The 22,355-nt window shown below is 64.2% G+C and carries 28 protein-coding genes and 1 tRNA gene; 27 read left to right on the forward strand and 2 right to left on the reverse strand.

Annotated features, from left to right (window positions below; all coding sequences use genetic code 11):
• Positions 1-21: 21 nt before the first annotated feature.
• The 19 genes from SB751_RS23670 to SB751_RS23760 all read left to right on the forward strand — a co-directional run bounded on the left by SB751_RS23670 (position 22) and on the right by SB751_RS23760 (position 14,274).
• Positions 22-792 (forward strand): ABC transporter permease, encoded by a 771-nt coding sequence (locus SB751_RS23670; RefSeq protein ID WP_144200559.1) that lies wholly within the window; start codon positions 22-24, stop codon positions 790-792.
• Between the two features lie 43 nt (positions 793-835).
• Entirely contained in the window at positions 836-1,087 is a 252-nt protein-coding gene (locus tag SB751_RS23675) for a BolA family protein (protein WP_149137230.1), read from the forward strand.
• Positions 1,088-1,144: 57 nt separating this feature from the next.
• Positions 1,145-2,395 carry a UDP-N-acetylglucosamine 1-carboxyvinyltransferase gene (gene murA / locus SB751_RS23680; RefSeq protein ID WP_144200402.1) on the forward strand — a complete coding sequence of 417 codons (1,251 nt, stop codon included), beginning with the start codon at positions 1,145-1,147 and terminating at the stop codon, positions 2,393-2,395.
• 42 nt (positions 2,396-2,437) lie between these two features.
• Positions 2,438-3,112, forward strand: a complete 675-nt coding sequence (gene hisG, locus SB751_RS23685; protein WP_092299294.1) for an ATP phosphoribosyltransferase — start codon at positions 2,438-2,440, stop codon at positions 3,110-3,112.
• A gap of 39 nt (positions 3,113-3,151) precedes the next feature.
• Positions 3,152-4,489, forward strand: a complete 1,338-nt coding sequence (gene hisD, locus SB751_RS23690; protein WP_144200405.1) for a histidinol dehydrogenase — start codon at positions 3,152-3,154, stop codon at positions 4,487-4,489.
• A 39-nt stretch (positions 4,490-4,528) separates the two neighbouring features.
• Positions 4,529-5,629, forward strand: a complete 1,101-nt coding sequence (gene hisC, locus SB751_RS23695) for a histidinol-phosphate transaminase (RefSeq protein WP_410748631.1) — start codon at positions 4,529-4,531, stop codon at positions 5,627-5,629.
• A gap of 7 nt (positions 5,630-5,636) precedes the next feature.
• On the forward strand, positions 5,637-6,224 hold the full coding sequence (gene hisB, locus SB751_RS23700; RefSeq protein WP_092299285.1) for an imidazoleglycerol-phosphate dehydratase HisB: 588 nt from the start codon (positions 5,637-5,639) through the stop codon (positions 6,222-6,224).
• Positions 6,225-6,321: 97 nt separating this feature from the next.
• Positions 6,322-6,945, forward strand: coding sequence for a YchE family NAAT transporter (locus tag SB751_RS23705; RefSeq protein ID WP_144200409.1), 624 nt, complete (start codon positions 6,322-6,324; stop codon positions 6,943-6,945).
• Entirely contained in the window at positions 6,942-7,595 is a 654-nt protein-coding gene (gene hisH, locus SB751_RS23710; protein ID WP_186296926.1) for an imidazole glycerol phosphate synthase subunit HisH, read from the forward strand. The genes SB751_RS23705 and hisH overlap by 4 nt, the downstream gene beginning before the upstream one ends.
• A gap of 186 nt (positions 7,596-7,781) precedes the next feature.
• A complete protein-coding gene (gene hisA / locus SB751_RS23715; RefSeq protein WP_092299279.1) occupies positions 7,782-8,525 on the forward strand; it encodes a 1-(5-phosphoribosyl)-5-[(5-phosphoribosylamino)methylideneamino]imidazole-4-carboxamide isomerase in 744 nt (247 codons plus the stop codon).
• A 68-nt stretch (positions 8,526-8,593) separates the two neighbouring features.
• Positions 8,594-9,364: an imidazole glycerol phosphate synthase subunit HisF gene (hisF, locus tag SB751_RS23720; protein WP_144200412.1), complete on the forward strand. Its 771-nt coding sequence runs from the start codon at positions 8,594-8,596 to the stop codon at positions 9,362-9,364.
• A gap of 2 nt (positions 9,365-9,366) precedes the next feature.
• Positions 9,367-9,768, forward strand: a complete 402-nt coding sequence (gene hisI / locus SB751_RS23725; protein WP_092299274.1) for a phosphoribosyl-AMP cyclohydrolase — start codon at positions 9,367-9,369, stop codon at positions 9,766-9,768.
• Between the two features lie 2 nt (positions 9,769-9,770).
• Entirely contained in the window at positions 9,771-10,157 is a 387-nt protein-coding gene (locus tag SB751_RS23730) for a phosphoribosyl-ATP diphosphatase (RefSeq protein WP_144200414.1), read from the forward strand.
• Between the two features lie 72 nt (positions 10,158-10,229).
• Entirely contained in the window at positions 10,230-10,622 is a 393-nt protein-coding gene (locus tag SB751_RS23735) for a DUF4870 family protein (RefSeq protein WP_144200416.1), read from the forward strand.
• A gap of 36 nt (positions 10,623-10,658) precedes the next feature.
• A complete protein-coding gene (locus SB751_RS23740) occupies positions 10,659-11,015 on the forward strand; it encodes a histidine triad nucleotide-binding protein (protein ID WP_144200418.1) in 357 nt (118 codons plus the stop codon).
• A 152-nt stretch (positions 11,016-11,167) separates the two neighbouring features.
• A complete protein-coding gene (gene tatA, locus SB751_RS23745) occupies positions 11,168-11,404 on the forward strand; it encodes a Sec-independent protein translocase subunit TatA (RefSeq protein ID WP_092299262.1) in 237 nt (78 codons plus the stop codon).
• A gap of 77 nt (positions 11,405-11,481) precedes the next feature.
• On the forward strand, positions 11,482-11,997 hold the full coding sequence (tatB, locus tag SB751_RS23750) for a Sec-independent protein translocase protein TatB (RefSeq protein ID WP_144200420.1): 516 nt from the start codon (positions 11,482-11,484) through the stop codon (positions 11,995-11,997).
• A gap of 94 nt (positions 11,998-12,091) precedes the next feature.
• Entirely contained in the window at positions 12,092-12,880 is a 789-nt protein-coding gene (gene tatC, locus SB751_RS23755; RefSeq protein WP_144200422.1) for a twin-arginine translocase subunit TatC, read from the forward strand.
• 254 nt (positions 12,881-13,134) lie between these two features.
• On the forward strand, positions 13,135-14,274 hold the full coding sequence (locus SB751_RS23760; protein WP_244844573.1) for a porin: 1,140 nt from the start codon (positions 13,135-13,137) through the stop codon (positions 14,272-14,274).
• Positions 14,275-14,625: 351 nt separating this feature from the next.
• Here SB751_RS23760 and SB751_RS23765 read toward each other — a convergent pair whose 3' ends face one another.
• A complete protein-coding gene (locus SB751_RS23765) occupies positions 14,626-15,819 on the reverse strand; it encodes a Do family serine endopeptidase (RefSeq protein WP_144200426.1) in 1,194 nt (397 codons plus the stop codon).
• A gap of 20 nt (positions 15,820-15,839) precedes the next feature.
• Between SB751_RS23765 and SB751_RS23770 the strand changes: the two genes are divergently transcribed.
• Positions 15,840-16,586: a Nif3-like dinuclear metal center hexameric protein gene (locus SB751_RS23770; RefSeq protein WP_144200428.1), complete on the forward strand. Its 747-nt coding sequence runs from the start codon at positions 15,840-15,842 to the stop codon at positions 16,584-16,586.
• A 33-nt stretch (positions 16,587-16,619) separates the two neighbouring features.
• Here SB751_RS23770 and mscL read toward each other — a convergent pair whose 3' ends face one another.
• Positions 16,620-17,054 carry a large conductance mechanosensitive channel protein MscL gene (gene mscL, locus SB751_RS23775; protein ID WP_144200430.1) on the reverse strand — a complete coding sequence of 145 codons (435 nt, stop codon included), beginning with the start codon at positions 17,052-17,054 and terminating at the stop codon, positions 16,620-16,622.
• A gap of 218 nt (positions 17,055-17,272) precedes the next feature.
• Here mscL and petA point away from each other — a divergent pair, with 218 nt between their 5' ends.
• The 7 genes from petA (at position 17,273) to SB751_RS23810 (ending at position 22,355) form a co-directional block, all read left to right on the forward strand.
• The gene (petA, locus tag SB751_RS23780) at positions 17,273-17,890 is read left to right on the forward strand and encodes a ubiquinol-cytochrome c reductase iron-sulfur subunit (protein WP_144200432.1); all 618 of its coding nucleotides are present in this window, start codon (positions 17,273-17,275) and stop codon (positions 17,888-17,890) included.
• Between the two features lie 2 nt (positions 17,891-17,892).
• The gene (locus SB751_RS23785) at positions 17,893-19,296 is read left to right on the forward strand and encodes a cytochrome b (protein ID WP_144200434.1); all 1,404 of its coding nucleotides are present in this window, start codon (positions 17,893-17,895) and stop codon (positions 19,294-19,296) included.
• A 37-nt stretch (positions 19,297-19,333) separates the two neighbouring features.
• Positions 19,334-20,077: a cytochrome c1 gene (locus SB751_RS23790; protein WP_144200436.1), complete on the forward strand. Its 744-nt coding sequence runs from the start codon at positions 19,334-19,336 to the stop codon at positions 20,075-20,077.
• Positions 20,078-20,321: 244 nt separating this feature from the next.
• Positions 20,322-20,933 carry a glutathione S-transferase N-terminal domain-containing protein gene (locus SB751_RS23795; RefSeq protein WP_008643086.1) on the forward strand — a complete coding sequence of 204 codons (612 nt, stop codon included), beginning with the start codon at positions 20,322-20,324 and terminating at the stop codon, positions 20,931-20,933.
• Positions 20,934-20,960: 27 nt separating this feature from the next.
• Positions 20,961-21,449, forward strand: coding sequence for a ClpXP protease specificity-enhancing factor (locus tag SB751_RS23800; protein WP_144200438.1), 489 nt, complete (start codon positions 20,961-20,963; stop codon positions 21,447-21,449).
• A gap of 50 nt (positions 21,450-21,499) precedes the next feature.
• Positions 21,500-21,575, forward strand: a tRNA-Thr gene (locus tag SB751_RS23805).
• Positions 21,576-21,656: 81 nt separating this feature from the next.
• Complete coding sequence (locus SB751_RS23810) at positions 21,657-22,355, forward strand: DUF3348 domain-containing protein (RefSeq protein ID WP_144200440.1); 699 nt, start codon at positions 21,657-21,659, stop codon at positions 22,353-22,355.

Consider the following 22,355-nt stretch of genomic DNA (forward strand, 5'->3'; position numbering starts at 1 on the left):
GACAAAGCCCGGCTGGATGCCATGGCGGTGGGCGGCTTCGTCGGCTTCCGCACGCTGCTCTACAAGGAAGTGCTGCGTTTCTGGAAGGTGGCGTTCCAGACCGTGGCCGCGCCGGTGCTGACCGCCGTGCTGTACCTGCTGATCTTCGGCCATGTGCTGGAAGACCGCGTGCGGGTGTACGACCAGATCAGCTATACCGCTTTCCTGGTGCCGGGGCTGGTGATGATGAGCATTCTCCAGAATGCGTTTGCGAACAGTTCGTCGTCGCTGATCCAGTCCAAGATCACCGGAAACCTGGTGTTCATCATGCTGCCGCCGCTGTCCCACTGGGAAATGTTCGGCGCCTACGTGGCGGCGTCGGTCATCCGTGGCCTGAGCGTGGGGCTGGGCGTGTTGCTGGTGACGGCGTGGTTCGCGCACCTGCATGTGTACAACGTCGCCTGGATCCTGGTCTTCGCACTGGGCGGGGCCGGCATTCTCGGTACGTTGGGGCTGATTGCGGGTATCTGGGCCGAAAAGTTCGACCAGCTGGCCGCTTTTCAGAATTTTCTGATCATGCCGGCGACGTTCCTGTCCGGCGTGTTCTATTCGATTCACTCGCTGCCGCCGTTCTGGCAGGCGGTGTCGCACGCCAACCCGTTCTTCTACATGATCGACGGGTTCCGCTACGGCTTCTTTGGCGTATCGGACGTGCCGCCCCTGCACAGCCTGGCCGTGGTGGCCGTGTCCTTCGCGGTGCTGGCCGGGCTGGCGCTGCGGCTGCTCAGCACCGGCTACAAGCTGCGCCACTGACGCTACCCCGCACGCGATCGACACAAATTCACAAGAGACAGACATGCTGCCTACACCGGAACAAGTCAGGGAATACATTGCCCAAGGGTTGCCCTGCGACCATCTGGAAGTGGAAGGCGACGGCCAGCACTTCTTTGCCACCATCGTCAGCGCGGAGTTCGACGGCAAGCGCCTGATCCAGCGGCACCAGCGCGTCTACGCGGCGCTGGGCGACCGCATGCGCGCCGAGATCCATGCGCTGTCGATGAAGACGCTGACCCCGGCCGAATGGAAGGCCGGGTCGGGCGCTGCCTGATGCCCGTCCCGGGACGCATCACGCCGCCTAACGCTGCATAACGAATACCGACACAACATGGACAAATTCCAGATCGAGGGCAACGGCCCGCTCAAGGGCGAGATCCGGGTTTCGGGCGCCAAGAATGCGGCGCTGCCGATCCTGTGCGCCAGCCTGCTGACCGCCGATGCCATCACCATCGACAACGTGCCGAACCTGCAGGACACGCGCACGATGCTAAAGCTGCTGCGCCAGATGGGCACCCGGGCCGACATTGACGGCGCCACGGCCACGCTGGCCGCCGCCGACATCAATGCGCCCGAGGCCCCGTACGAGCTGGTGAAGACCATGCGCGCGTCGATCCTCGTGCTGGGGCCGCTGGTGGCGCGCTTCGGCGAGGCCCGCGTCTCCCTGCCGGGCGGCTGCGGCATCGGCGCGCGGCCGGTGGACCAGCACATCAAGGGCCTGCAGGCGATGGGCGCCGAGATCTCCATCGAGCACGGCTTCATCCACGCCCGCGCCAGCCGTCTGAAGGGCGCGCGCGTGGTGACGGACATGATCACCGTGACCGGCACCGAGAATCTGCTGATGGCCGCCACGCTGGCCGAGGGCGAGACCGTGCTGGAGAACGCCGCGCGCGAGCCCGAGGTGACCGACCTGGCCAACCTGCTGGTGAAGATGGGTGCGAAGATCGATGGCATCGGCACTGACCGCCTGGTGGTGCAGGGCGTGGACCGCCTGCATGGCGCGCGCCATGCCGTGGTGGCAGACCGCATCGAGGCCGGCACCTTCCTCTGCGCGGCCGCGGCCACGCTGGGCGACGTGACGCTGCGCGACATCCCGCCGACCATCCTGGACGCCGTGCTGATCAAGCTGCGCGAAGCCGGCGCCACGATCGAGACCGGCGACGACTGGATCCGCCTGGCCATGCCGCGCCGCGCGCAGGCCGTGAGCTTCCGCACCTCGGAGTATCCGGCCTTCCCGACCGACATGCAGGCCCAGTTCATGGCGCTCAACGCCGTGGCCGAAGGCACCGCGCGGATCACCGAGACGATCTTCGAGAACCGTTTCATGCACGTGCAGGAACTGAACCGCCTGGGCGCCAACATCACCGCCGAAGGCAACACGGCTGTGGTGACCGGCGTGCCGCGCCTGTCGGGCGCGAGCGTGATGGCGACCGACCTGCGCGCCTCGGCCGGCCTGGTGATTGGCGGCCTGGTGGCCGATGGCGAGACCGTCATCGACCGCATCTACCATCTGGACCGCGGCTACGACCGCATGGAAGCCAAGCTGTCGGCCGTGGGCGCGAAGATCCGCCGCATTGCCTGAGACGGCCCCTGAAACACTGCAAGAAGAATTGAAGAACGTACGATGAGCCCAGCTTTCAACGCCTCGCCCGACCAGCTTACGCTGGCGCTGTCCAAGGGCCGCATCTTCTCCGAGACGCTGCCGCTGCTGGCGGCCGCCGGCATCCACGTGACCGAGGACCCGGAGACGTCGCGCAAGCTGATCCTGCCGACGTCGGACCCGGCGGTGCGCGTGATCATCGTGCGCGCCTCGGACGTGCCGACCTACGTGCAGTACGGCGCGGCGGACTTCGGCGTGGCGGGCAAGGACGTGCTGATGGAAACCGGCATGACCGGGCTGTACGCGCCGATCGACCTGAATATCGCCCGCTGCCGCATGTCGGTGGCGGTGCCGGCCGGCTTCGACTACGCCAATGCGGTGCGCCAGGGCGCGCGGCTGGCCGTGGCCACCAAGTACGTGCAGACCGCGCGCGAGCACTTCGCCAAGAAGGGCGTGCACGTCGACCTGATCAAGCTGTACGGCTCGATGGAGCTGGGCCCGCTGGTGGGCCTGTCCGATGCCATCGTCGACCTGGTGAGCACGGGCGGCACGCTGCGCGCCAACAACCTCGTCGAAGTGGAAGAGATCGTGCAGATTTCGTCGCGGCTGGTGGTCAACCAGGCCGCGCTCAAGCTCAAGCGGGAACGGCTCACGCCGATTCTCGAAGCATTTGAACGGGCCTCGGCGGCGCTCGCCTGAGGCATTGCCGCACCCGGGGTGCCCGTGAGGAAGGAAGTCATGAACGAAAGCGAAATGGATAACCTGTCGATACGCCGGCTGGACGCGGCGGAGCCGGGCTTCGCGCACGCGCTGCGCCAGGTGCTGGCGTTCGAGGCCTCCGAGGACGAGGCCATCGACCGCGCCGCGGCCGAGATCCTGGCCGATGTGCGCCAGCGCGGCGACGACGCCGTACTCGAATACACGCGCCGCTTCGACCGCCTGGAGGCGGCATCGATGGGCGCGCTGGAGCTGTCGCAGTCCCAACTGGAAGCCGCGCTGGAAGACCTGGAGCCCAAGCGCCGCGCCGCGCTGGAGGCCGCCGCCGCGCGCGTGCGGGCCTACCACGAGAAGCAGAAGATCGAATGCGGCAGCCATAGCTGGGAATACACCGAGTCCGACGGCACGATGCTGGGCCAGAAGGTGACCCCGCTGGACCGCGTGGGCCTGTACGTGCCGGGCGGCAAGGCGGCGTATCCGTCGTCGGTGCTGATGAACGCCATTCCGGCCCGCGTGGCCGGCGTGAAGGAAGTGATCATGGTCGTGCCCACGCCCGGCGGCGTGCGCAACGAGCTGGTGCTGGCCGCCGCGCAGATCGCCGGCGTGGACCGGGTGTTCACGATCGGCGGGGCCCAGGCCGTGGGCGCGCTGGCCTACGGCACGGCCACGCTGCCGCAGGTGGACAAGATCGTCGGCCCCGGCAACGCCTACGTGGCGGCGGCCAAGCGCCGCGTGTTCGGCACGGTCGGCATCGACATGATCGCCGGGCCGTCCGAGATCCTGGTGATCTGCGATGGCACCACCGACCCGGACTGGGTGGCGATGGACCTGTTCTCGCAGGCCGAGCACGATGAACTGGCGCAGTCGATCCTGCTCTGCCCGGACGCCGAATACCTGGACCGCGTGGAGGCGAGCATCCGCCGCCAGCTGCCGACCATGCCGCGCCGCGAGGTGATCCATGCCTCGCTGGCGGGCCGGGGCGCGTTGATCAAGGTGCGCGATATGGAGGAGGCGTGCGAGATCGCCAATGCCATCGCCCCGGAACACCTGGAGATCTCCGCCGAGAACCCGCGCCAGTGGAGCGAGAAGATCCGCCACGCCGGCGCCATTTTCCTGGGCCGCTACACCAGCGAGTCGCTCGGCGACTACTGCGCGGGCCCGAACCACGTACTGCCGACCTCGCGCACGGCGCGCTTCTCGTCGCCGCTGGGCGTGTACGACTTCCAGAAGCGCTCGAGCCTGATCGAGGTCAGCGAGGGCGGCGCGCAGATGCTGGGGCAGATCGCCGCCGAACTTGCCTATGGCGAGGGCCTCCAGGCCCACGCCCGCAGCGCGGAATACCGTTTCAAGCGCGGCTGATGCCAGCGCGCGCAACTCTTTGAACATAAAGGATTTTTCATGTCGGCCGCAGACCCTTCCCTGATCGAACGCATCATCCGTGACGACGTACGCGCCATGGGCGCCTACCACGTGGCGGACTCGCACGGTCTGGTGAAGCTGGACGCCATGGAGAATCCGTACCGCCTGCCGCCCGCGCTGCGCGACCAGCTGGCCGCGCGGCTCGGCGAGGTGGCGCTGAACCGCTACCCGGTGCCGAGCAGCGAGGCGCTGCGCGCCCGGTTGCGCGAGGTGATGGACGTGCCGGCTGGCATGGACGTGCTGCTGGGCAACGGCTCGGACGAGATCATCAGCATGCTGTCGCTGGCGGCCGCGCGCCCCGGCGCCAAGGTGCTGGCGCCGGTGCCCGGTTTCGTCATGTATGCGATGTCGGCGCAGTTCGCCGGGCTGGAATTCGTCGGCGTGCCGCTGCGCGCCGATTTCACGCTGGACCGCGCGGCGATGCTGGCCGCCATGGCCGAGCACAAGCCGGCCATCATCTATCTCGCCTACCCGAACAACCCCACCGGCAACCTGTTCGATGCGGCCGACATGGAGGCCATCGTCCGCGCCGCCCAGGGCGAGGTCTGCCACAGCCTGGTGGTGGTGGACGAGGCCTACCAGCCGTTCGCCCAGGAAAGCTGGATGCCGCGCCTGACCGAATTCGGCAATCTGCTGGTCATGCGCACGGTGTCGAAGCTGGGCCTGGCCGGGATCCGCCTCGGCTACGTGGCCGGCGCACCCGAGTGGCTGGCGCAGCTGGACAAGGTGCGCCCGCCGTACAACGTCAACGTGCTGACCGAGGCCACCGCGCTGTTCGCGCTTGAACATGTGGATGTGCTCGACGAGCAGGCGGCCCAGCTGCGCGCCGAACGCGGCCGGCTGGCCGAGGCGATGGCTGCCCAGCCGGGCGTGACCGTGTTCCCGAGCGCCGCCAACTTCCTGCTGATCCGCGTGGCGGATGCGGCACAGACGTTCGACCGGCTGCTCGCGCGGAAGGTATTGATCAAGAACGTGAGTAAAATGCACGCATTGCTGGCCAACTGTCTGCGCGTGACGGTCAGCACACCCGAAGAAAACGCGCAGTTTCTTGAAGCATTTGCCGCTTCATTGCAGGATTAACCCCACCATGCGTGTAGCAGAGGTCACCCGCGATACCTCGGAAACGCAGATCCGCGTTTCGCTGAATCTTGATGGCACCGGTCGCCAGAAGCTGGCCACCGGCGTGCCGTTCCTCGACCACATGCTGGACCAGATTGCCCGCCATGGCATGGTCGACCTCGAAGTCGAGGCCCGCGGCGACCTGCATATCGACGACCACCACACCGTGGAAGACGTCGGCATCACGCTCGGCCAGGCCGTGGCCAAGGCGATCGGCGACAAGAAGGGCATCACCCGCTACGGCCACAGCTACGTGCCGCTGGACGAGTGCCTGTCGCGCGTGGTGATCGACTTCTCGGGCCGCCCCGGCCTGGAATTCCACGTGCCGTTCACCCGTGCGCGCGTGGGCAGCTTCGACGTGGACCTGACCATCGAATTTTTCCGAGGTTTCGTCAACCACGCCGGTGTGACGCTCCATATCGACAACCTGCGCGGCATCAATGCCCATCATCAATGCGAAACGGTGTTCAAAGCCTTCGGGCGGGCGCTGCGCATGGCGGTGGAGCTCGACCCGCGTGCCGGCAACACGATTCCATCGACAAAAGGGACGCTTTAAGGCATAAGGCGAGGGGCCCGCTACCGGGCCCGACCCGAACCTGAGGGCGTGCCGGCCGGTTGCGGCGCCCGCTGACGCTCACCCGACCGCGCAACCGATGGATACGCTCAAGTCCTTTATCTCGCTGCTGGCGCTGATCAATCCGATCGGGGCGATCCCGTTCTTCATCAGCCTGACCAGTCAGCAGACGGAAGCGGAAAAGCTGCGTACCATCAAGACGGCGTCGATGTCGGTGGCGATCGTGGTGGCGGTTTCGGCGCTGCTGGGGCAGCAGATCATCGAGTTCTTCAATATCTCGGTGGCGTCGCTGCAGGTGGGTGGCGGGCTGATCATGATCATGATGGCCATGAACATGCTGAACGCGCAGACCAGCCGCACCAAGGCCACGCCCGAGGAAGAGGACGAGGCCGACGCCAAGGCCAGCATCGCGGTGGTGCCGCTGGCGATTCCGCTGCTGACCGGGCCGGGGTCCATCAGCACGGTGATCGTTTATGCCGGCAAGTCGGCGCACTGGTGGCAATCGCTGGTGCTGGTGGGGATTGGCGTGGTGCTGGGGGCCGTGGTGTACCTGACGTTCCGCGCGGCGGACCCCATCGCACGGGTGATGGGGCGCACCGGGATCAATATTGGCACGCGTCTGATGGGTTTGATCCTGTCGGCGCTGGCCGTCGAGTTCATTGTGGACGGGCTGAAGACATTGTTGCCTGTTTTGAAATCATGACTACCATAGCAATTGTGGATTACGGCATGGGCAACCTGCGCTCGGTGGCGCAGGCGTTGCGCGCCGCGGCACCGGAAGCGGATGTCCAGGTGGTGGATCGGCCCGAGGCCATCCGCGCGGCGGACCGCGTGGTGCTGCCGGGGCAGGGCGCCATGCCCGACTGCATGGGCGCGCTGGGCGCGTCCGGGCTGCAGGAGGCCGTGGTGGAGGCGGCCGCGAGCAAGCCGCTGCTGGGCGTGTGCGTTGGCGAACAGATGCTGTTCGACCGTAGCACCGAAAGTCGCACTGGCAATGCCGCCACGCCTTGCCTGGCGCTGATGCCGGGCGAAGTGGTGCGTTTCGAGCTGGAAGGGCTGACGCAGCCCGACGGCTCGCGCTTCAAGGTGCCCCAGATGGGCTGGAACCGCGTGCGGCAGTCGCGCGCGCACCCGCTCTGGCAGGGAATTCCGGACGAAAGCTGGTTCTATTTCGTCCACAGTTACTATGTGCGCGCGCAGGATGCGTCGCACATCGCGGGCGAAACCGACTACGGCGGCGTGTTTACCAGCGCGGTGGCACGCGATAATATTTTCGCCACGCAGTTCCACCCGGAGAAGAGCGCCGCGATGGGTTTGCAGCTTTACCGGAATTTCGTGCACTGGAATCCGTAACGCGCCGTGAAGCGCGTGAGAAGCATCCCGAGAACCGAAGCGCCCCGATACTGACCAGCGATCGTTCAGAGCCACCGACCAGACTGCGCATCCAACTGCCAAACTGACATGACCTGAGCCCACCGGCGCCCGTGCCGGCATCGCTGCCTTTTTCCTTTTTACACAACCACCACGCTCGTCACGCTTATGTTGCTCATTCCGGCCATCGACCTGAAGGACGGTCAGTGTGTACGCCTCAAACAAGGCGACATGGACCAGGCCACCGTCTTTTCCGAAGATCCCGCCGCCATGGCACGTCACTGGGTCAACCAGGGCGCGCGTCGCCTGCATCTGGTCGACCTCAACGGCGCCTTTGTCGGCAAGCCCCGCAACGAGGCCGCCATCAAGGCCATCATCGCCGAGGTGGGCGACGAGATCCCCGTCCAACTGGGCGGCGGCATCCGCGACCTCAACACCATCGAGCGCTGGCTGGATGACGGGCTGTCGTACGTCATCATCGGTACCGCGGCGGTCAAGAACCCCGGCTTCCTGAAGGACGCCTGCTCGGCCTTCGGCGGCCACATCATCGTCGGCCTCGATGCCAAGGACGGCAAGGTGGCCACTGATGGCTGGAGCAAGCTGACCGGCCACGAAGTGGCGGATCTGGCACGCAAGTACGAGGATTACGGCGTCGAGGCCATCATCTACACCGATATCGGCCGCGACGGCATGCTCCAGGGCATCAATATCGACGCCACCGTGAAGCTGGCGCAGTCGATGTCGATCCCGGTGATCGCCAGCGGCGGGCTGTCCAACCTGACCGACATCGAGCAACTGTGCGCGGTGGAGCGCGAAGGCGTGGAAGGCGTGATCTGCGGCCGTGCCATCTACTCCGGCGACCTCAACTTTACCGAGGCGCAGGCGCGCGCGGACAAGCTGGGCGAAGAGTAAGCCGCCCCGGCGCGGGTGCGCCGGGCAAGACGCCGCCACCCGGCAAGGGGCGGGCGGCAAGGAAACCCATGTTAGCCAAACGTATCATCCCCTGCCTGGACGTGACCAACGGGCGGGTGGTCAAGGGGGTCAACTTCGTCGAACTCCGCGACGCAGGGGACCCGGTCGAGATCGCGCGCCGCTATGACGAGCAAGGTGCCGATGAAATCACTTTTCTCGACATCACGGCGACCAGCGACGGTCGCGACCTGATCCTCCACATCATCGAGGCGGTGGCCTCGCAGGTGTTCATTCCGCTGACCGTGGGCGGCGGGGTGCGCGCCGTGGAAGACGTGCGCCGGCTGCTCAACGCCGGGGCGGACAAGATCAGCGTGAACTCCTCGGCCATCGCCAATCCGCAACTGGTATCCGATGCCGCGGGCAAGTACGGCTCGCAGTGCATCGTGGTGGCCATCGACGCCAAGCGCAGTTCCGCGCCGGGCGAGCCGCCACGTTGGGAAGTCTTCACGCACGGCGGCCGCAAGGCTACCGGCCTGGACGCCGTGGCATGGGCGAAGGAAATGGCCGCGCGCGGCGCCGGCGAGATCCTGCTGACCAGCATGGACCGCGACGGCACCAAGAGCGGCTTTGACCTGGAACTGACCCGTGCCGTCAGCGACGCGGTGCCGGTGCCCGTGATCGCCTCGGGCGGCGTGGGCGGCCTGCAGGACCTGGCCGACGGCATCCGCCTGGGCCACGCCGACGCCGTGCTGGCGGCCAGCATCTTCCACTATGGCCAGCACACGGTGGGCGAGGCCAAGGCATTCATGGCCCGCGAGGGCATTCCCGTCCGGATGTGATCATGGCGAAGAAGTGGCTGAACAAGGTGAAGTGGGACGACAACGGCCTGGTGCCGGTGATCGTCCAGGAAGTCGGCTCGAACGATGTGCTGATGTTCGCGTTCATGAACCGCGAGGCGCTCCAGCGCACCGTGGAACTGGGCGAGGCCGTGTTCTGGTCGCGCTCGCGCAAGCGGCTCTGGCACAAGGGCGAGGAATCGGGCCACGTGCAGAAGGTCCATGAGATGCGTCTGGATTGCGATGAGGACGTGGTGCTGCTCAAGGTGACCCAGGTGGACAGCATCGCCTGCCACACCGGCCGTCATTCGTGCTTCTTCCAGAAATTCGAGGGCGATGTGGAGTCGGGCGACTGGCAGACCGTGGAGCCGGTGCTCAAGGACCCCTCCACCATCTACGCCAAATAACCATGAGCGATACCCCGAACCCCGCCGTCCCGGCGGACCTGGCCGATGTGCTGGCGCGCGTGGCCGCTACGCTCGAGTCCCGCAAGCCCGAGAACGGCGGCGATCCGGACAAGTCCTACGTGGCCAGGCTGTTCCACAAGGGCGACGACGCCATCCTGAAGAAGATTGGCGAGGAAGCCACCGAGACCGTGATGGCCGCCAAGGACGCCCGCGCCGCTGGCCTGAGCGCCGAGGCCACCGGCAAGGTGGTCTACGAGGTGGCCGATCTGTGGTTCCACACCATGGTGCTGCTGGCGCGCTTCGGGCTGAGTCCGGCCGACGTGGTCGGCGAACTGGCGCGGCGCGAGGGACTTTCCGGCCTGGCCGAGAAGGCGAGCCGCAAGGCGTAGCATAATGCGCATGTGGGCGCGGGAATCGTCCCGCGCCGCGCGCCATGCACGCAACGGACGCTGGAGGGTACGATGTCGACTGACACCACCACGCAAGTCACTACCACGGCTGAAGACGACAGGTTGAGCGGCTTGCGCAAGCTCACGCATATCCTGTATGCGCTCTACGCCATTTTCTGGCTGACGGGCGGCATCACGGCGCTGATCGCGATCGTGGTGAACTATGTGAAGCGCGACGACACGCGCGGCACGCTGTATGCCTCGCATTTCGCCTGGCAGATCCGCACGTTCTGGTGGTCGGTGCTCTGGTTCGCGCTGAGCTGGGTCCTGTTCTTCACCATCCTGCTGGCGCCGGTGGCATGGGTGATGTGGTGCGTGTTGTCACTTTGGATGCTGTATCGTATCGTCAAGGGTTGGCTGTACCTGAACGACCGCAAGCCCATGTACCCGGACCAGCAGTTCTGAGAACGCGACGATCCGACATCCCGCAACAAAAACGTCATGAAATCTCAGGACAATTGCATTTTCTGCAAGATCGTGGCCGGCCAGATCCCGTCGAACAAGCTGTTCGAGGACGACGAACTGCTGGCATTTCACGACATCCATCCCAAGGCGCCGGTACACTTCCTGCTGATTCCGAAGACTCACGTCGATTCGCTGGCGGATTGCGGACCCGGCGAGGGGGATGTGCTTGCTAGAATAATGCTCAAGGTGCCTGAATTGGCGCGCCAGGCTGGCTGCGATAACGGCTTCCGGACGGTGATCAACACCGGCCCGGACGGCGGGCAGGAGGTGTACCACCTCCATGTCCACGTGCTCGGCGGCCCGCGCGAACAGTGGAAGGCACCGGCGCCCTGAGCAATCGGGGCAGCCAGGGTATCAGCGGACCGGGACTCGCGTCCCGGCCATGTGCTGCGTCGGCAACCGTCGCCCGACGCGGCCTTTGAGGGACGGAACTACGGGGCCGGGCGGCCAATCTCCATCGCCCGCGGCTTCATCAGGAGCAAGAAATGGGTTCGTTTAGCATTTGGCACTGGCTGATCGTGCTGGTCATCGTCATGCTCGTGTTCGGCACCAAGAAGCTGCGCAACATCGGCACCGACCTGGGTGGCGCGGTCAAGGGCTTCAAGGATGGCATGAAGGACGGCAATGGCAACGCGGCCGAGGAGCCGGGCGCCCCGGCCAAGGAACTGCGCGATACCACCACGATCGACGTGGAAGCCAAGGACAAGTCGCGCCAGCAGTAAGCCGAATTGCCTGAATTCCTCATGGCGGCCGCGTTCGATGCGGTCCGCCCCCCTCGTGTCCCTGGCTCCATGTCCGCATGATCGATCTCGGCATTTCCAAGCTGGCACTGATTGGCGCCGTGGCGCTCATCGTGATCGGTCCCGAACGGCTGCCCAAGGTGGCACGCACCGTGGGCGCGCTCGTCGGGCGCGCGCAGCGCTATATCAATGATGTGAAGGCGGAAGTCAGCCGCGAGGTGGAACTGGACGAACTGCGCAAGATGCGCACGGAGTTCGAGGACGCCGCGCGCGACGTCGAGCGCACGATCCACAAGGAAGTGAACGAGCAGACCCAGGCGCTCAATGAGGCCCTGGGCGGCACCGACACGGCGGCTTCCGACGCCGGCAGCCCCGGCGTGGGTGGCGGCTACGTGCCAAGCTGGGACGCCGCGCACAAGTCGCACAACGGACGCAAGAGCTGGCGCGTCAAGCAGGGCGCGCGGCCGATCTGGTTCAAGCGTCAGCAGGGTACGCGCGTGTGGGTGCAGTCTGGTGCCGCACGTGTGAAGCGGCACCGCCCGCCCACCGGACGTTCCCGCTCGTTCTTCGAGTAACCATGCCGTGCTGCGCCGTCCCGCTGCCGTGCAGGCTGGCGGCGGCCGCCACGATAACTACGATGCCAGCCAGCGCGGCTGAAGCGGCTACGCCATGAGCGACTCCCCCTCCCAAGACCCCAACGACGAATCCCAGCAGGAAACCTTCATCTCCCACCTGATCGAGCTGCGCGAGCGGCTGGTCAAGGCGGTGGCGGGGGTCATCATCGTCTTCCTCAGCCTGATCTACTGGGCGCCGCAGATTTTCAACCTGTTCTCCGCGCCGCTGATGGAATCGCTGCCCAAGGGCGGCAGGATGATCGTGACGGATGTCACCGGCTCGTTCTTCGTGCCGATGAAGGTGACAATGCTGGTGGCGTTCCTGATCGCGCTCCCGTGGGTGCTCTACCAGGTTTGGCAGTTCGTGGCGCCGGGCCTGTACCAGCATGAGAAGAAGCTGATCATGCCGCTGGTGAGCAGCAGTTACCTGCTGTTCCTGTGTGGCGTGGCATTCGCCTATTTCCTCGTGTTTCCCACCGTGTTCCATTTCATGGCGCATTACAACGCGCCATTGGGCGCGGATATGTCCACGGACATCGATAAATACCTGAGTTTCGCCATGACGACGTTCCTGGCGTTCGGGATTACCTTCGAGGTGCCGGTGGTGGTCATCGTCCTGGTGCGATTTGGCGTGGTGGAGCTCGAGAAACTGAAGCAGATCCGCCCGTATGTGATCGTCGGGGCCTTCATCGTCGCCGCCGTGGTGACGCCGCCCGATGTGATGTCGCAGTTGCTGCTCGCGGTGCCGCTGATCGCGCTCTACGAACTGGGCCTGTTGCTCGCCCGATTTGTGACCAAGCAGCCGCTTGGAACGCCCGCTCCGGGCGAAAATCCCGCCGACTGAGTTCCCCGTTACTTGTAACGGAGATGTTTCTGCCACGTCCGAATGGGCGGTTTTGCACCAATTTGGGGAAAAATGCTGCGTTTGTTGTTGCTTGATGACAACAAACCACGTTGGTAAACCGTGTTTACGGCGAAAAAGTCTTCTGGCGGGCAGGGGGGGTGTCACATAATACGACGCAGACGTGAAGGTTAATGCGTCGCCCAAGCACTTGGGCAACCAAGATTTCCCAATCAGTTGACAAGGAAAGTGTCGATATGAAGATGAAACTGTTTGCAGCTGCCGTTGCCGCCATGGCCGCCGGCGGTGCGTATGCCCAGTCGAGCGTGACCCTGTACGGTGTGGTTGACGCTGGTATTGAATACCAGAACCACCAGCCGAACGTGTCCGGTAGCCACGACGTTGTGCGCCTGAACTCGGGCAACATGTCCGGCAGCCGTTGGGGCCTGCGTGGCGTGGAAGATCTGGGCGGCGGCCTGAAGGGCGTCTTCGTCCTGGAAAGCGGTTTCAGCGTTGACACCGGCACGTCGGGTCAAGGCAACCGTCTGTTCGGTCGTCAGGCTTTCGTTGGTGTGCAAAGCAACTACGGCACGCTGACCCTGGGCCGTCACCAGACGCCGTTCTATGACTTCGGCCTGGCCTTCGATCCGATGGCCATCGCTTCGAACTACTCGATCACCTCGCAAGGTACCGAGTTCCAGTCGCGTGCTGACAACTCGATCAAGTACATCGGCAAGTTCGGTGGCCTGACCGGTAGCCTGCTGTATAGCCAAGGCACCAATACCGGTGCTACCGCTACGTCGGCTACGGCCTACCAAGGCACGGCTGGTGAAGTGCCGGGCAACTACAAGCTGGGTCGTTCGTACTCGGCCAGCCTGATCTACGCAGCAGGTCCGTTCTCCCTGGGCGTGATCTATGACGAGACGAATCCGGGTATCGCTGCTCTGCCGGGCGACGCCAAGATCCGCCGCGCTTCGGCTGCTGGTACGTACGCCTTCGGCCCGGCCAAGGTGTTCGCTGGCTACCGTTGGGCGAAGGCTCAAGACGGCGCACGTCTGCCGGGCGGCACGCTGGCTGACGGCACGGTTGCTGCTGACCGTTCGAACCTGTACTGGCTGGGCATGGGTTACCAGCTGACCCCGGCTCTGTCGCTGACGGGTGCTGCGTACTACCAGGACTTCAACAACACCGGTTCGGATCCGTGGAGCTTCGTGGCTTCGGCTGACTACGCTTTCTCGAAGCGCACTGACGCTTACCTGAACGTGGCCTACGCCCTGAACAAGGATGGTTCGACCCTGGGCCTGTCGGGCACGGGCGCTGCTGGTTCGGGCTTCGGCGCGACCAACGGCTCGGCCAACCAGTTCGGCGCTGTGGTTGGTGTGCGTCACAAGTTCTAATTTGACGCGGGTGTAAGCCCGCATCAGATTCGGCTTGATCAGAACGCCGGCATCCGAAAGGATGCCGGCGTTTTGTTTTGTGACGTGGGATGGGGGCTGGCTGATGGCGCACCAGGTGCCCTGGCTTGATCGGCAAAGCCTGTAAGGCCCCCCCCTACCTTAGGACTCGCGGCGCGGGTTGCACAGCCTGCCCGTGGCTTGCAGCGCTCAGCCGGCGCTGCCCTCAGCTCAGGATCCTCGCTCCTCGCTCCAACAAAAAACCCCCGCCAGCTACCCGGCGGGGGTTTTTGCATCCAGGGCTACCAGGTGCTTCAGCGTTCCTTCAGCATTCCATCAGCCTTCCGGCCAGTCCTACTCTTCCTCATCCAGCGGCATCGCGCGCCGTGGCGGGGGAGGGCGCTTGCCGATGGTCACCGTGACGTCAGCAGGTTTGCCGCGCCGAATCACCTTCATTTTGACGTCGGCGCCCGGCTTGAGCTGCGCAATAGCATTGAGCAGCGCGGTGGTATCGGAGATCACCTGGTTATCCACCGATACCAGCACATCACCCGGCTTCACCCCGGCCTTGTCCGCCGGTCCGCCCTGGACCACTGCCGCGATCAGTGCGCCGTCCTTGGCATTGAGCCCAAACGACTCGGCTATCTCGGGCGTCAGGTCCTGCGGCTCCACACCAATCCAGCCGCGAGTGACCGTGCCGGACGAAATGATCGATTCCATTACCTGCTTGGCGGTAGAGACGGGAATCGCGAAGCCAATCCCCAGCGAGCCGCCCGAGCGCGAGTAGATCGCCGTGTTGATCCCGAGCAGGTTGCCCTGTGCGTCAACCAGCGCACCGCCCGAGTTGCCGGGGTTGATCGCCGCATCGGTCTGGATGAAGTTCTCGAAGGTGTTGATGCCCAGGTGGCTGCGGCCCAGCGCCGAGACGATACCCATCGTCACGGTCTGGCCAACCCCGAACGGGTTGCCGATGGCCAGCACCACGTCGCCGACCTTCACGTTCTCGATCCGGCCCAGCGTGATCGCCGGCAAGTCATTGAGCGTGACCTTGAGTACGGCCAGGTCGGTTTCCGGATCGGAGCCTACGACCTTGGCGTTGGCCTTGCGGCCATCGGTCAGGGCGATCTCGATCTCGTCGGCCCCGTCCACCACGTGGTGGTTGGTTAGAATATAACCCTCGGCGCTGACGATCACGCCCGAGCCCAGGCTGGACACCGGTTCCTGGCGCTCCGGCAGCCGGTCGCCAAAGAAGAACCGGAACCAGGGATCCTCGGTTTGCGGATTGGGCGACCGCCGCGAGCCGTTCTTGCTCGTGAAGATATTCACCACCGCAGGCATGGCCTGGCGCGCGGCGTCACTATAAGAGCCCTCGGCCGCGGAACCCGTCACACTCGGCACCACTTCCTTCAGTGCCACAATCGGTGAGCCCGATTGCACGGCCACCCGCCCGCGCTGCAGCCACTCGGGTTTCAGCGTGGCCACGACGAACCACACGGCCAGCACCACGGTGACAGCCTGGGCGAAAAAAAGCCAGAATCGGCGCAACATATTGGAGTTTTGAGCAGAAAATGAAAACAAAAGAGCTTGAATTGTACTTGAACGATCTACTGGAAGTTTCTCGTTTCAAGGACTATTGCCCGAACGGCCTCCAAGTGCAAGGTAGATCGGAGATCACCCACGTGGTGACCGGCGTGACGGCCAGCCTGGCCCTCGTCGACGCGGCGATCGAGGCCGGCGCCGATGCCATCCTGGTCCATCACGGCTATTTCTGGAAAAACGAGGACGCCCGGGTCATCGGCCAGAAACATGCGCGCCTGAAACGGCTGCTTGGCGCCGACGTCAACCTGATGGCTTTCCACTTGCCGCTGGATAACCATCCCGAACTGGGAAATAACGCGCAGCTCGGCCTGCAGCTTGGCTTCATGCCGAACGGCCGTTTCAGCGATGATCAACTGGGCTGGACCGGTACGCTGCCGCAGCCGATGCCCCTGCACGCGCTGGCCGCGCATGTCGGTGCGGTGCTCCAGCGCGAGCCGCTGGCGATTGGCGACCCCGATCAGATGATTCGCAAGGTGGGCTGGTGCACGGGCGGCGCGCAAGGCTATTTCGACGCCGCCGTGGCGGCTGGCGTCGATGTGTACCTGAGTGGGGAGGTCTCGGAGCAGACCACGCACCTCGCGCGTGAGAGCGGCGTGGCCTACCTGGCCGCTGGCCATCACGCCACGGAGCGCTACGGCATCCGCGCGGTGGGGGAGCACCTGGCGCAGCGTTTCGGGCTGCGCCATACTTTCATCGATATTCCGAACCCGGTCTGAGCCGGGCTCTGGGCTCCGGGGCGCGGCGCGCGGTCAGGCGCGCGGCGTCTTCAGGCTGTCGCGGATCTCGCGCAGCAGCACGATATCTTCGGGCGTGGCCGCCGGCGCGGCCGGCTCCTCGTGCTTCGCGGCCATCCGGTTGAAGGCGCGGACCATCATGAAGATGATGAACGCGAGGATGACGAAGTTCACCACGATGGTGAGGAAGTTGCCGTACGCGAAGACCGGCACGCCGGCTTTCTTCAGCGCATCGAGCGTATGCGGCACGCCGGGAGGCGGGTCCGCAAGCATGACGAACATGTTCGAGAAGTCCAGTTTGCCGATGATGCGGCCGATCACTGGCATGATCAGGTCATTGACGACGGAATCCACGATCTTGCCGAAAGCTGCGCCGATGATCACGCCGACGGCAAGATCAATCACGTTGCCGCGCATCGCAAAAGTACGGAATTCGCTGATCATGCTCATTGGTTATTCTCCGCTTTGTTGTTTCAGATTAACGTTTGCGTTTGACAAAGACTGCATCATCGCACCCCTGAGCGCAAGCCCGCGCGCGGGATTCGCGCTGCCATGACCGATTATCGACCAGTCGGCTATCGGTAGTTCGCCTATCGTCGCGGGATGTGCCTCAGGTATAATTTTTGGTTGACGCAAGATCTAATTGATGACATCCCCTGGGGTTTGGAATGAGTGACCAGCAAAACGTGAAGAACGTGGACAAAGGTCGCCGCAATTGGTTGATCGCGACATCTGTCGCGGGCGGCGTAGGAGGCGTAGCTGTAGCAGTGCCCTTTGTCAGTACCTTTGCACCGTCGGAGAAGGCCAAAGCCGCCGGGGCACCTGTCGAGGCCGATGTCGGTGGCCTCAAGCCCGGCGAGATGATGACCGTGGAATGGCGTGGCAAGCCGGTCTGGATTCTTCGTCGCACCCCTGAAATGCTGGCCTCGCTCCAGAAAACCGATAGCGAGGTGGCTGATCCGAAGTCCGCTGTGCCATTCACGATGGAGACGCCGGACTACGCCAAAAACGAGACCCGCTCCCGTGCCGAACACAAGGACCTGCTGGTCGTCGTCGGCATCTGTTCCCACCTTGGCTGCTCGCCGTCCGGTCCGTTCGCGTCCGGCGCCAACCCCCAGCTCGGCGCCGACCCCGGTTTCCTCTGCCCCTGCCACGGCTCGACGTTCGACCTGGCGGGCCGCGTGTTCAAGAACAAGCCGGCCCCGCAGAACCTTGACGTCCCCCCGTACCAGTTCCTGTCCGACACCAAGATCGTGATCGGCAAGGACGAGAAAGGAGAAGCCTGATCATGGCGGCCGAAAAAGAAGTCAAGACCACCGGGCTGCTGGGCTGGATCGACGCCCGTTTCCCCGCCACCCAGCTCTGGGAAGATCATCTCTCCAAGTACTACGCGCCGAAGAACTTCAACTTCTGGTATTTCTTCGGCTCGCTGGCGCTGCTGGTCCTCGTGATCCAGATCGTCACCGGCATCTTCCTGGTGATGAACTACAAGCCGGACGGCACGCTCAACGCAGCCGGCATTCCAGTGGCGTTCGCCAGCGTGGAATACATCATGCGCGAGGTACCGTGGGGCTGGCTGGTGCGCTACATGCACTCCACCGGCGCCTCGGCGTTCTTCGTCGTGGTCTACCTGCACATGTTCCGCGGGCTGCTGTACGGTTCGTACCGCAAGCCGCGTGAACTGGTCTGGATCTTCGGCTGCCTGATCTTCCTGTGCCTGATGGCCGAGGCGTTCATGGGCTACCTGCTGCCATGGGGCCAGATGTCGTACTGGGGTGCGCAGGTGATCGTGAACCTCTTCTCGGCGATCCCGGTGATCGGCCAGGACCTGTCGCTGTTCATCCGCGGCGACTATGTGGTGAGCGATGCCACGCTGAACCGCTTCTTCTCGTTCCACGTGATTGCGGTGCCGCTGGTGCTGCTGGGCCTGGTCGTGGCGCACATCATCGCGCTGCACGAAGTGGGCTCCAACAACCCGGACGGCGTGGAGATCAAGGCCAAGAAGGACGAGAACGGCATCCCGCTGGATGGCATCCCGTTCCACCCCTACTACTCGGTGCATGACCTGCTGGGCGTGGGCGGCTTCCTGTTCTTCTTCTCGGCGGTGATCTTCTTCTTTCCGGAAGTGGGCGGCTATTTCCTCGAAGCCAACAACTTCTTCCCGGCCGATCCGCTGAAGACGCCGCCGCACATCGCGCCGGTCTGGTACTTCACCCCGTTCTATTCGATGCTGCGCGCCACGACGTCGAACTTCCTGCCGGTGCTGTGGCTGTTCTTTGCGGTGGTGCTGGGCATGGTGGTCCTGCGCAGCAAGGATGTGCGCGTGAAGATCGGCTCGGTGGCGATCCTCGTGATCCTGGCGGCGGGCTTCTACTTCATCGACGCCAAGTTCTGGGGCGTGCTGGTGATGGGTGGCTCGGTGGTCGTGCTGTTCTTCATGCCCTGGCTCGACTGCTCGCCGGTCAAGTCCATCCGCTATCGTCCCGCCTTCCATAAGACCATTCTGATGGTCTTCGTGGTGGTGTTCCTGGTCCTCGGCTACCTGGGTGTACAACCGCCGTCGCCGGTGGGTGAGAAGGTGTCGCAGCTCGGTACGCTGCTGTACTTCGCCTTCTTCCTGACCATGCCGCTGTGGAGCCGTGCCGGCGAGTTCAAGCCGGTGCCGGAGCGTGTCACGTTCCATCCGCACTAAGCGCCGCGCGACCCCCAAAAGAGGACAAGGACACAAGATGAAAAAGTTGCTTTCGATCTTCGCACTGGTCGGCGCGTGCTTCGCGGCCATGCCCGCGATGGCTTCCGAGGGGGGCTACCCCCTGGAGCCGGCGCCGCTCGACACCAGCGACGTATCGTCGCTGCAGCGCGGTGCCAAGCTGTTCGTCAACTACTGCCTGAACTGCCACGGTGCGTCGATGATGCGCTACAACCGGCTCAAGGACCTGGCACTGACGGACGACCAGATCCGTCAGAACCTGCTCTTCACGGCCGAGAAGGTGGGCGAGACGATGACGATCGCGATGCCGCCGAAGGACGCCAAGACGTTCTTCGGCGCCATGCCGCCGGACCTGTCGGTCATCGCCCGCGCCCGCGGCAACGACTGGCTCTACACCTACCTGCGTACCTTCTACCGTGACGACACGCGCGCCACGGGCTGGAACAACCTCGTCTTCCCGGCTGTCGGCATGCCGCACGTGCTGTGGGAACTGCAGGGCCAGCGCACGGCCAAGTTCGCCGAAGTGGAAGAACACGGCCAGAAAGTGCACAAGTTCACCGGCTTCGAGCAGGTCACCCCGGGCAAGCTGAGCACGCAGGAATATGACCAGGCCGCAGCCGACATCGTGAACTACCTGAACTGGATGGCCGAACCGGCGCAGAGCCACCGCAAGCGCCTGGGCGTATGGGTGCTGCTGTTCCTCGGCGTGTTCACGGTCTTCGCCTGGCGCCTGAACGCGGCATTCTGGAAGGACGTGAAGTAAGTTGTAACAGCCGTCTGCAGTGGCCGGCAGGGTCGGCGCGGAAGTTGCACTGTTGCAGCACCGCGCCGGCCCTTTTCCGTTGCGGATCGGCAGTGCAGGTGGCTTGGGCGTCGCTTTCGCTATTTGTAACTTATTTGCTTTTCGATGGGGCGTTCTGACAGAATGTTTGCCCTGTCCGATCTAGCGCTGCCAAGTTCGCCGTCATGCACTGCATCCGGCGACTTTACACCCAAGGAATTCAACCATGATGGTGTTGTATTCGGGTACGACTTGCCCGTTTTCCCAACGTTGCCGCCTTGTCCTGTTCGAAAAGGGCATGGATTTCGAAATCCGCGACGTTGACCTGTTCAATAAGCCGGAAGATATTTCGGTGATGAACCCGTACGGCCAGGTGCCGATCCTCGTCGAACGTGACCTGATCCTGTACGAATCGAACATCATCAACGAATATATCGACGAGCGCTTCCCGCACCCGCAGCTGATGCCGGCCGACCCGGTGCAGCGTGCACGCGCCCGCCTGTTCCTGTTCAATTTCGAAAAGGAACTGTTCACCCACGTGTACGTGCTCGAGAACGAGAAGGGCAAGGCTGCCGAGAAGAATCACGAGCGCGCCCGCGCCGCGATTCGCGACCGCCTGACGCAGCTCGCACCGATCTTCGTGAAGAACAAGTACATGCTCGGTGAAGAGTTTTCGATGCTCGACGTCGCCATCGCGCCGCTGCTGTGGCGCCTGGATCACTATGGTATCGAACTGTCGAAGAACGCCGCGCCGCTGCTCAAGTATGCGGAGCGGATCTTCAGCCGCCCGGCGTACATCGAGGCGCTGACCCCGTCTGAAAAGGTCATGCGTCGTTAAGACGGTATCGACGCCACCGGAAGCGTAATGTCTGAAACATCCACCAAGCCCTACCTGATCCGCGCCATTTACGAGTGGTGTACAGACAACGGTTTTACGCCGTATGTCGCCGTGTTTGTCGACGGGAATACGAACGTGCCGCGCGAATTCGTGAAGAACAACGAGATCGTGCTGAACGTGAGTTTCGACGCGACAAGCGGGCTGGACATGGGTAACGAGTGGATCGGCTTCAGCGCACGCTTTGGCGGTGTGTCCCGCAAGATCGACGTGCCCGTGGAAAACGTGCTGGCGATCTACGCGCGCGAAAATGGCCAGGGCATGGCGTTCCCGGTGGAGCGCAGCATCCCCGAGACGCAGGCCGCCACCGAGCGCGAAAACAATCCCCCGCCAAAGCTGGCGCCGGTGGATGCGGACACGCCGGTCACGGCCGAAGAGGGCGGCACGGACGACGATCCGACCCCGCCCCCGGTGCCGCGAATCGGCGGCAAGAAGCCGTCGCTGAAGGTGGTGAAGTAGCCATCGTCAAAGTGGATCGCATGCAGTAGAATCGCGGTCTGCATCAAAATGCCGGCTTAGCTCATCAGGTAGAGCAGTTGATTTGTAATCATCAGGTGGCGGGTTCGAGTCCTGCAGCCGGCACCAGATAAAACAAGGGGTTACAGCAAGCGCTGTAACCCCTTGTCCGTTGTAAACTGCTTGGTTTTTCGATCGGAAACCGGCGGTATGTCCCATCTGCCACGGCGCACTGCCCATAGCGGCCCGACGCTCGTTCGGCTCCTGTCTCGCCTGATCCACGTCGATGCCGCGGAACCTGCCAGTTCCCTCTCCCACCAGCTAAGCCAATGGCTCGGGTGGACGGACGCCATCGCCCTGTCCGCCGCGCTCACCAGCCATCCGGCGCCGGGATCGTCGCTGCCGCCGCGCCCGGGGAATACCGAGGCGCGCGATGCCGTGCGCGTGCGCGCCGCGCTGGCCAATGCGATTGTCGATGACGGTGCATCCGGCGCGCGGCGCCGTGGGCCGGGGCGGCCAGCCGTGCCGGCGGAGTCGCCTGACGCGACGGTCGATTTCGCGGTCTATCGTCACAGATATCTGACTACGCAACAAACCATGGCGACGGACATCGGCATTTTGCGAGCTCGGCTGCGCAAAGCACTGACCGCCCGCCAGCCCGTGATGGCGAAGCTGGCGATGGTCGATACGGTCATGGAGCGCGTGGTAGGCGCACGCGAGCAGAGCCTGCTGTCGAGCGTGCCGGGGCTGTTGGAAACCCATTTCGAGCACCTGCGCCAGGCCTCCGGGCATGCGCCCGGCGCCTGGCTCGCGCAGTTCCGCAAGGACATGCAGGCCGTTCTGCTGGCCGAACTGGACATCCGTTTTGAACCGGTCGAAGGGCTGCTCGCCGCCCTGCGCGCTGGCTAA

Source organism: Cupriavidus sp. SIMBA_020, assembly GCF_046535395.1.
GTDB lineage: Bacteria > Pseudomonadota > Gammaproteobacteria > Burkholderiales > Burkholderiaceae > Cupriavidus > Cupriavidus campinensis.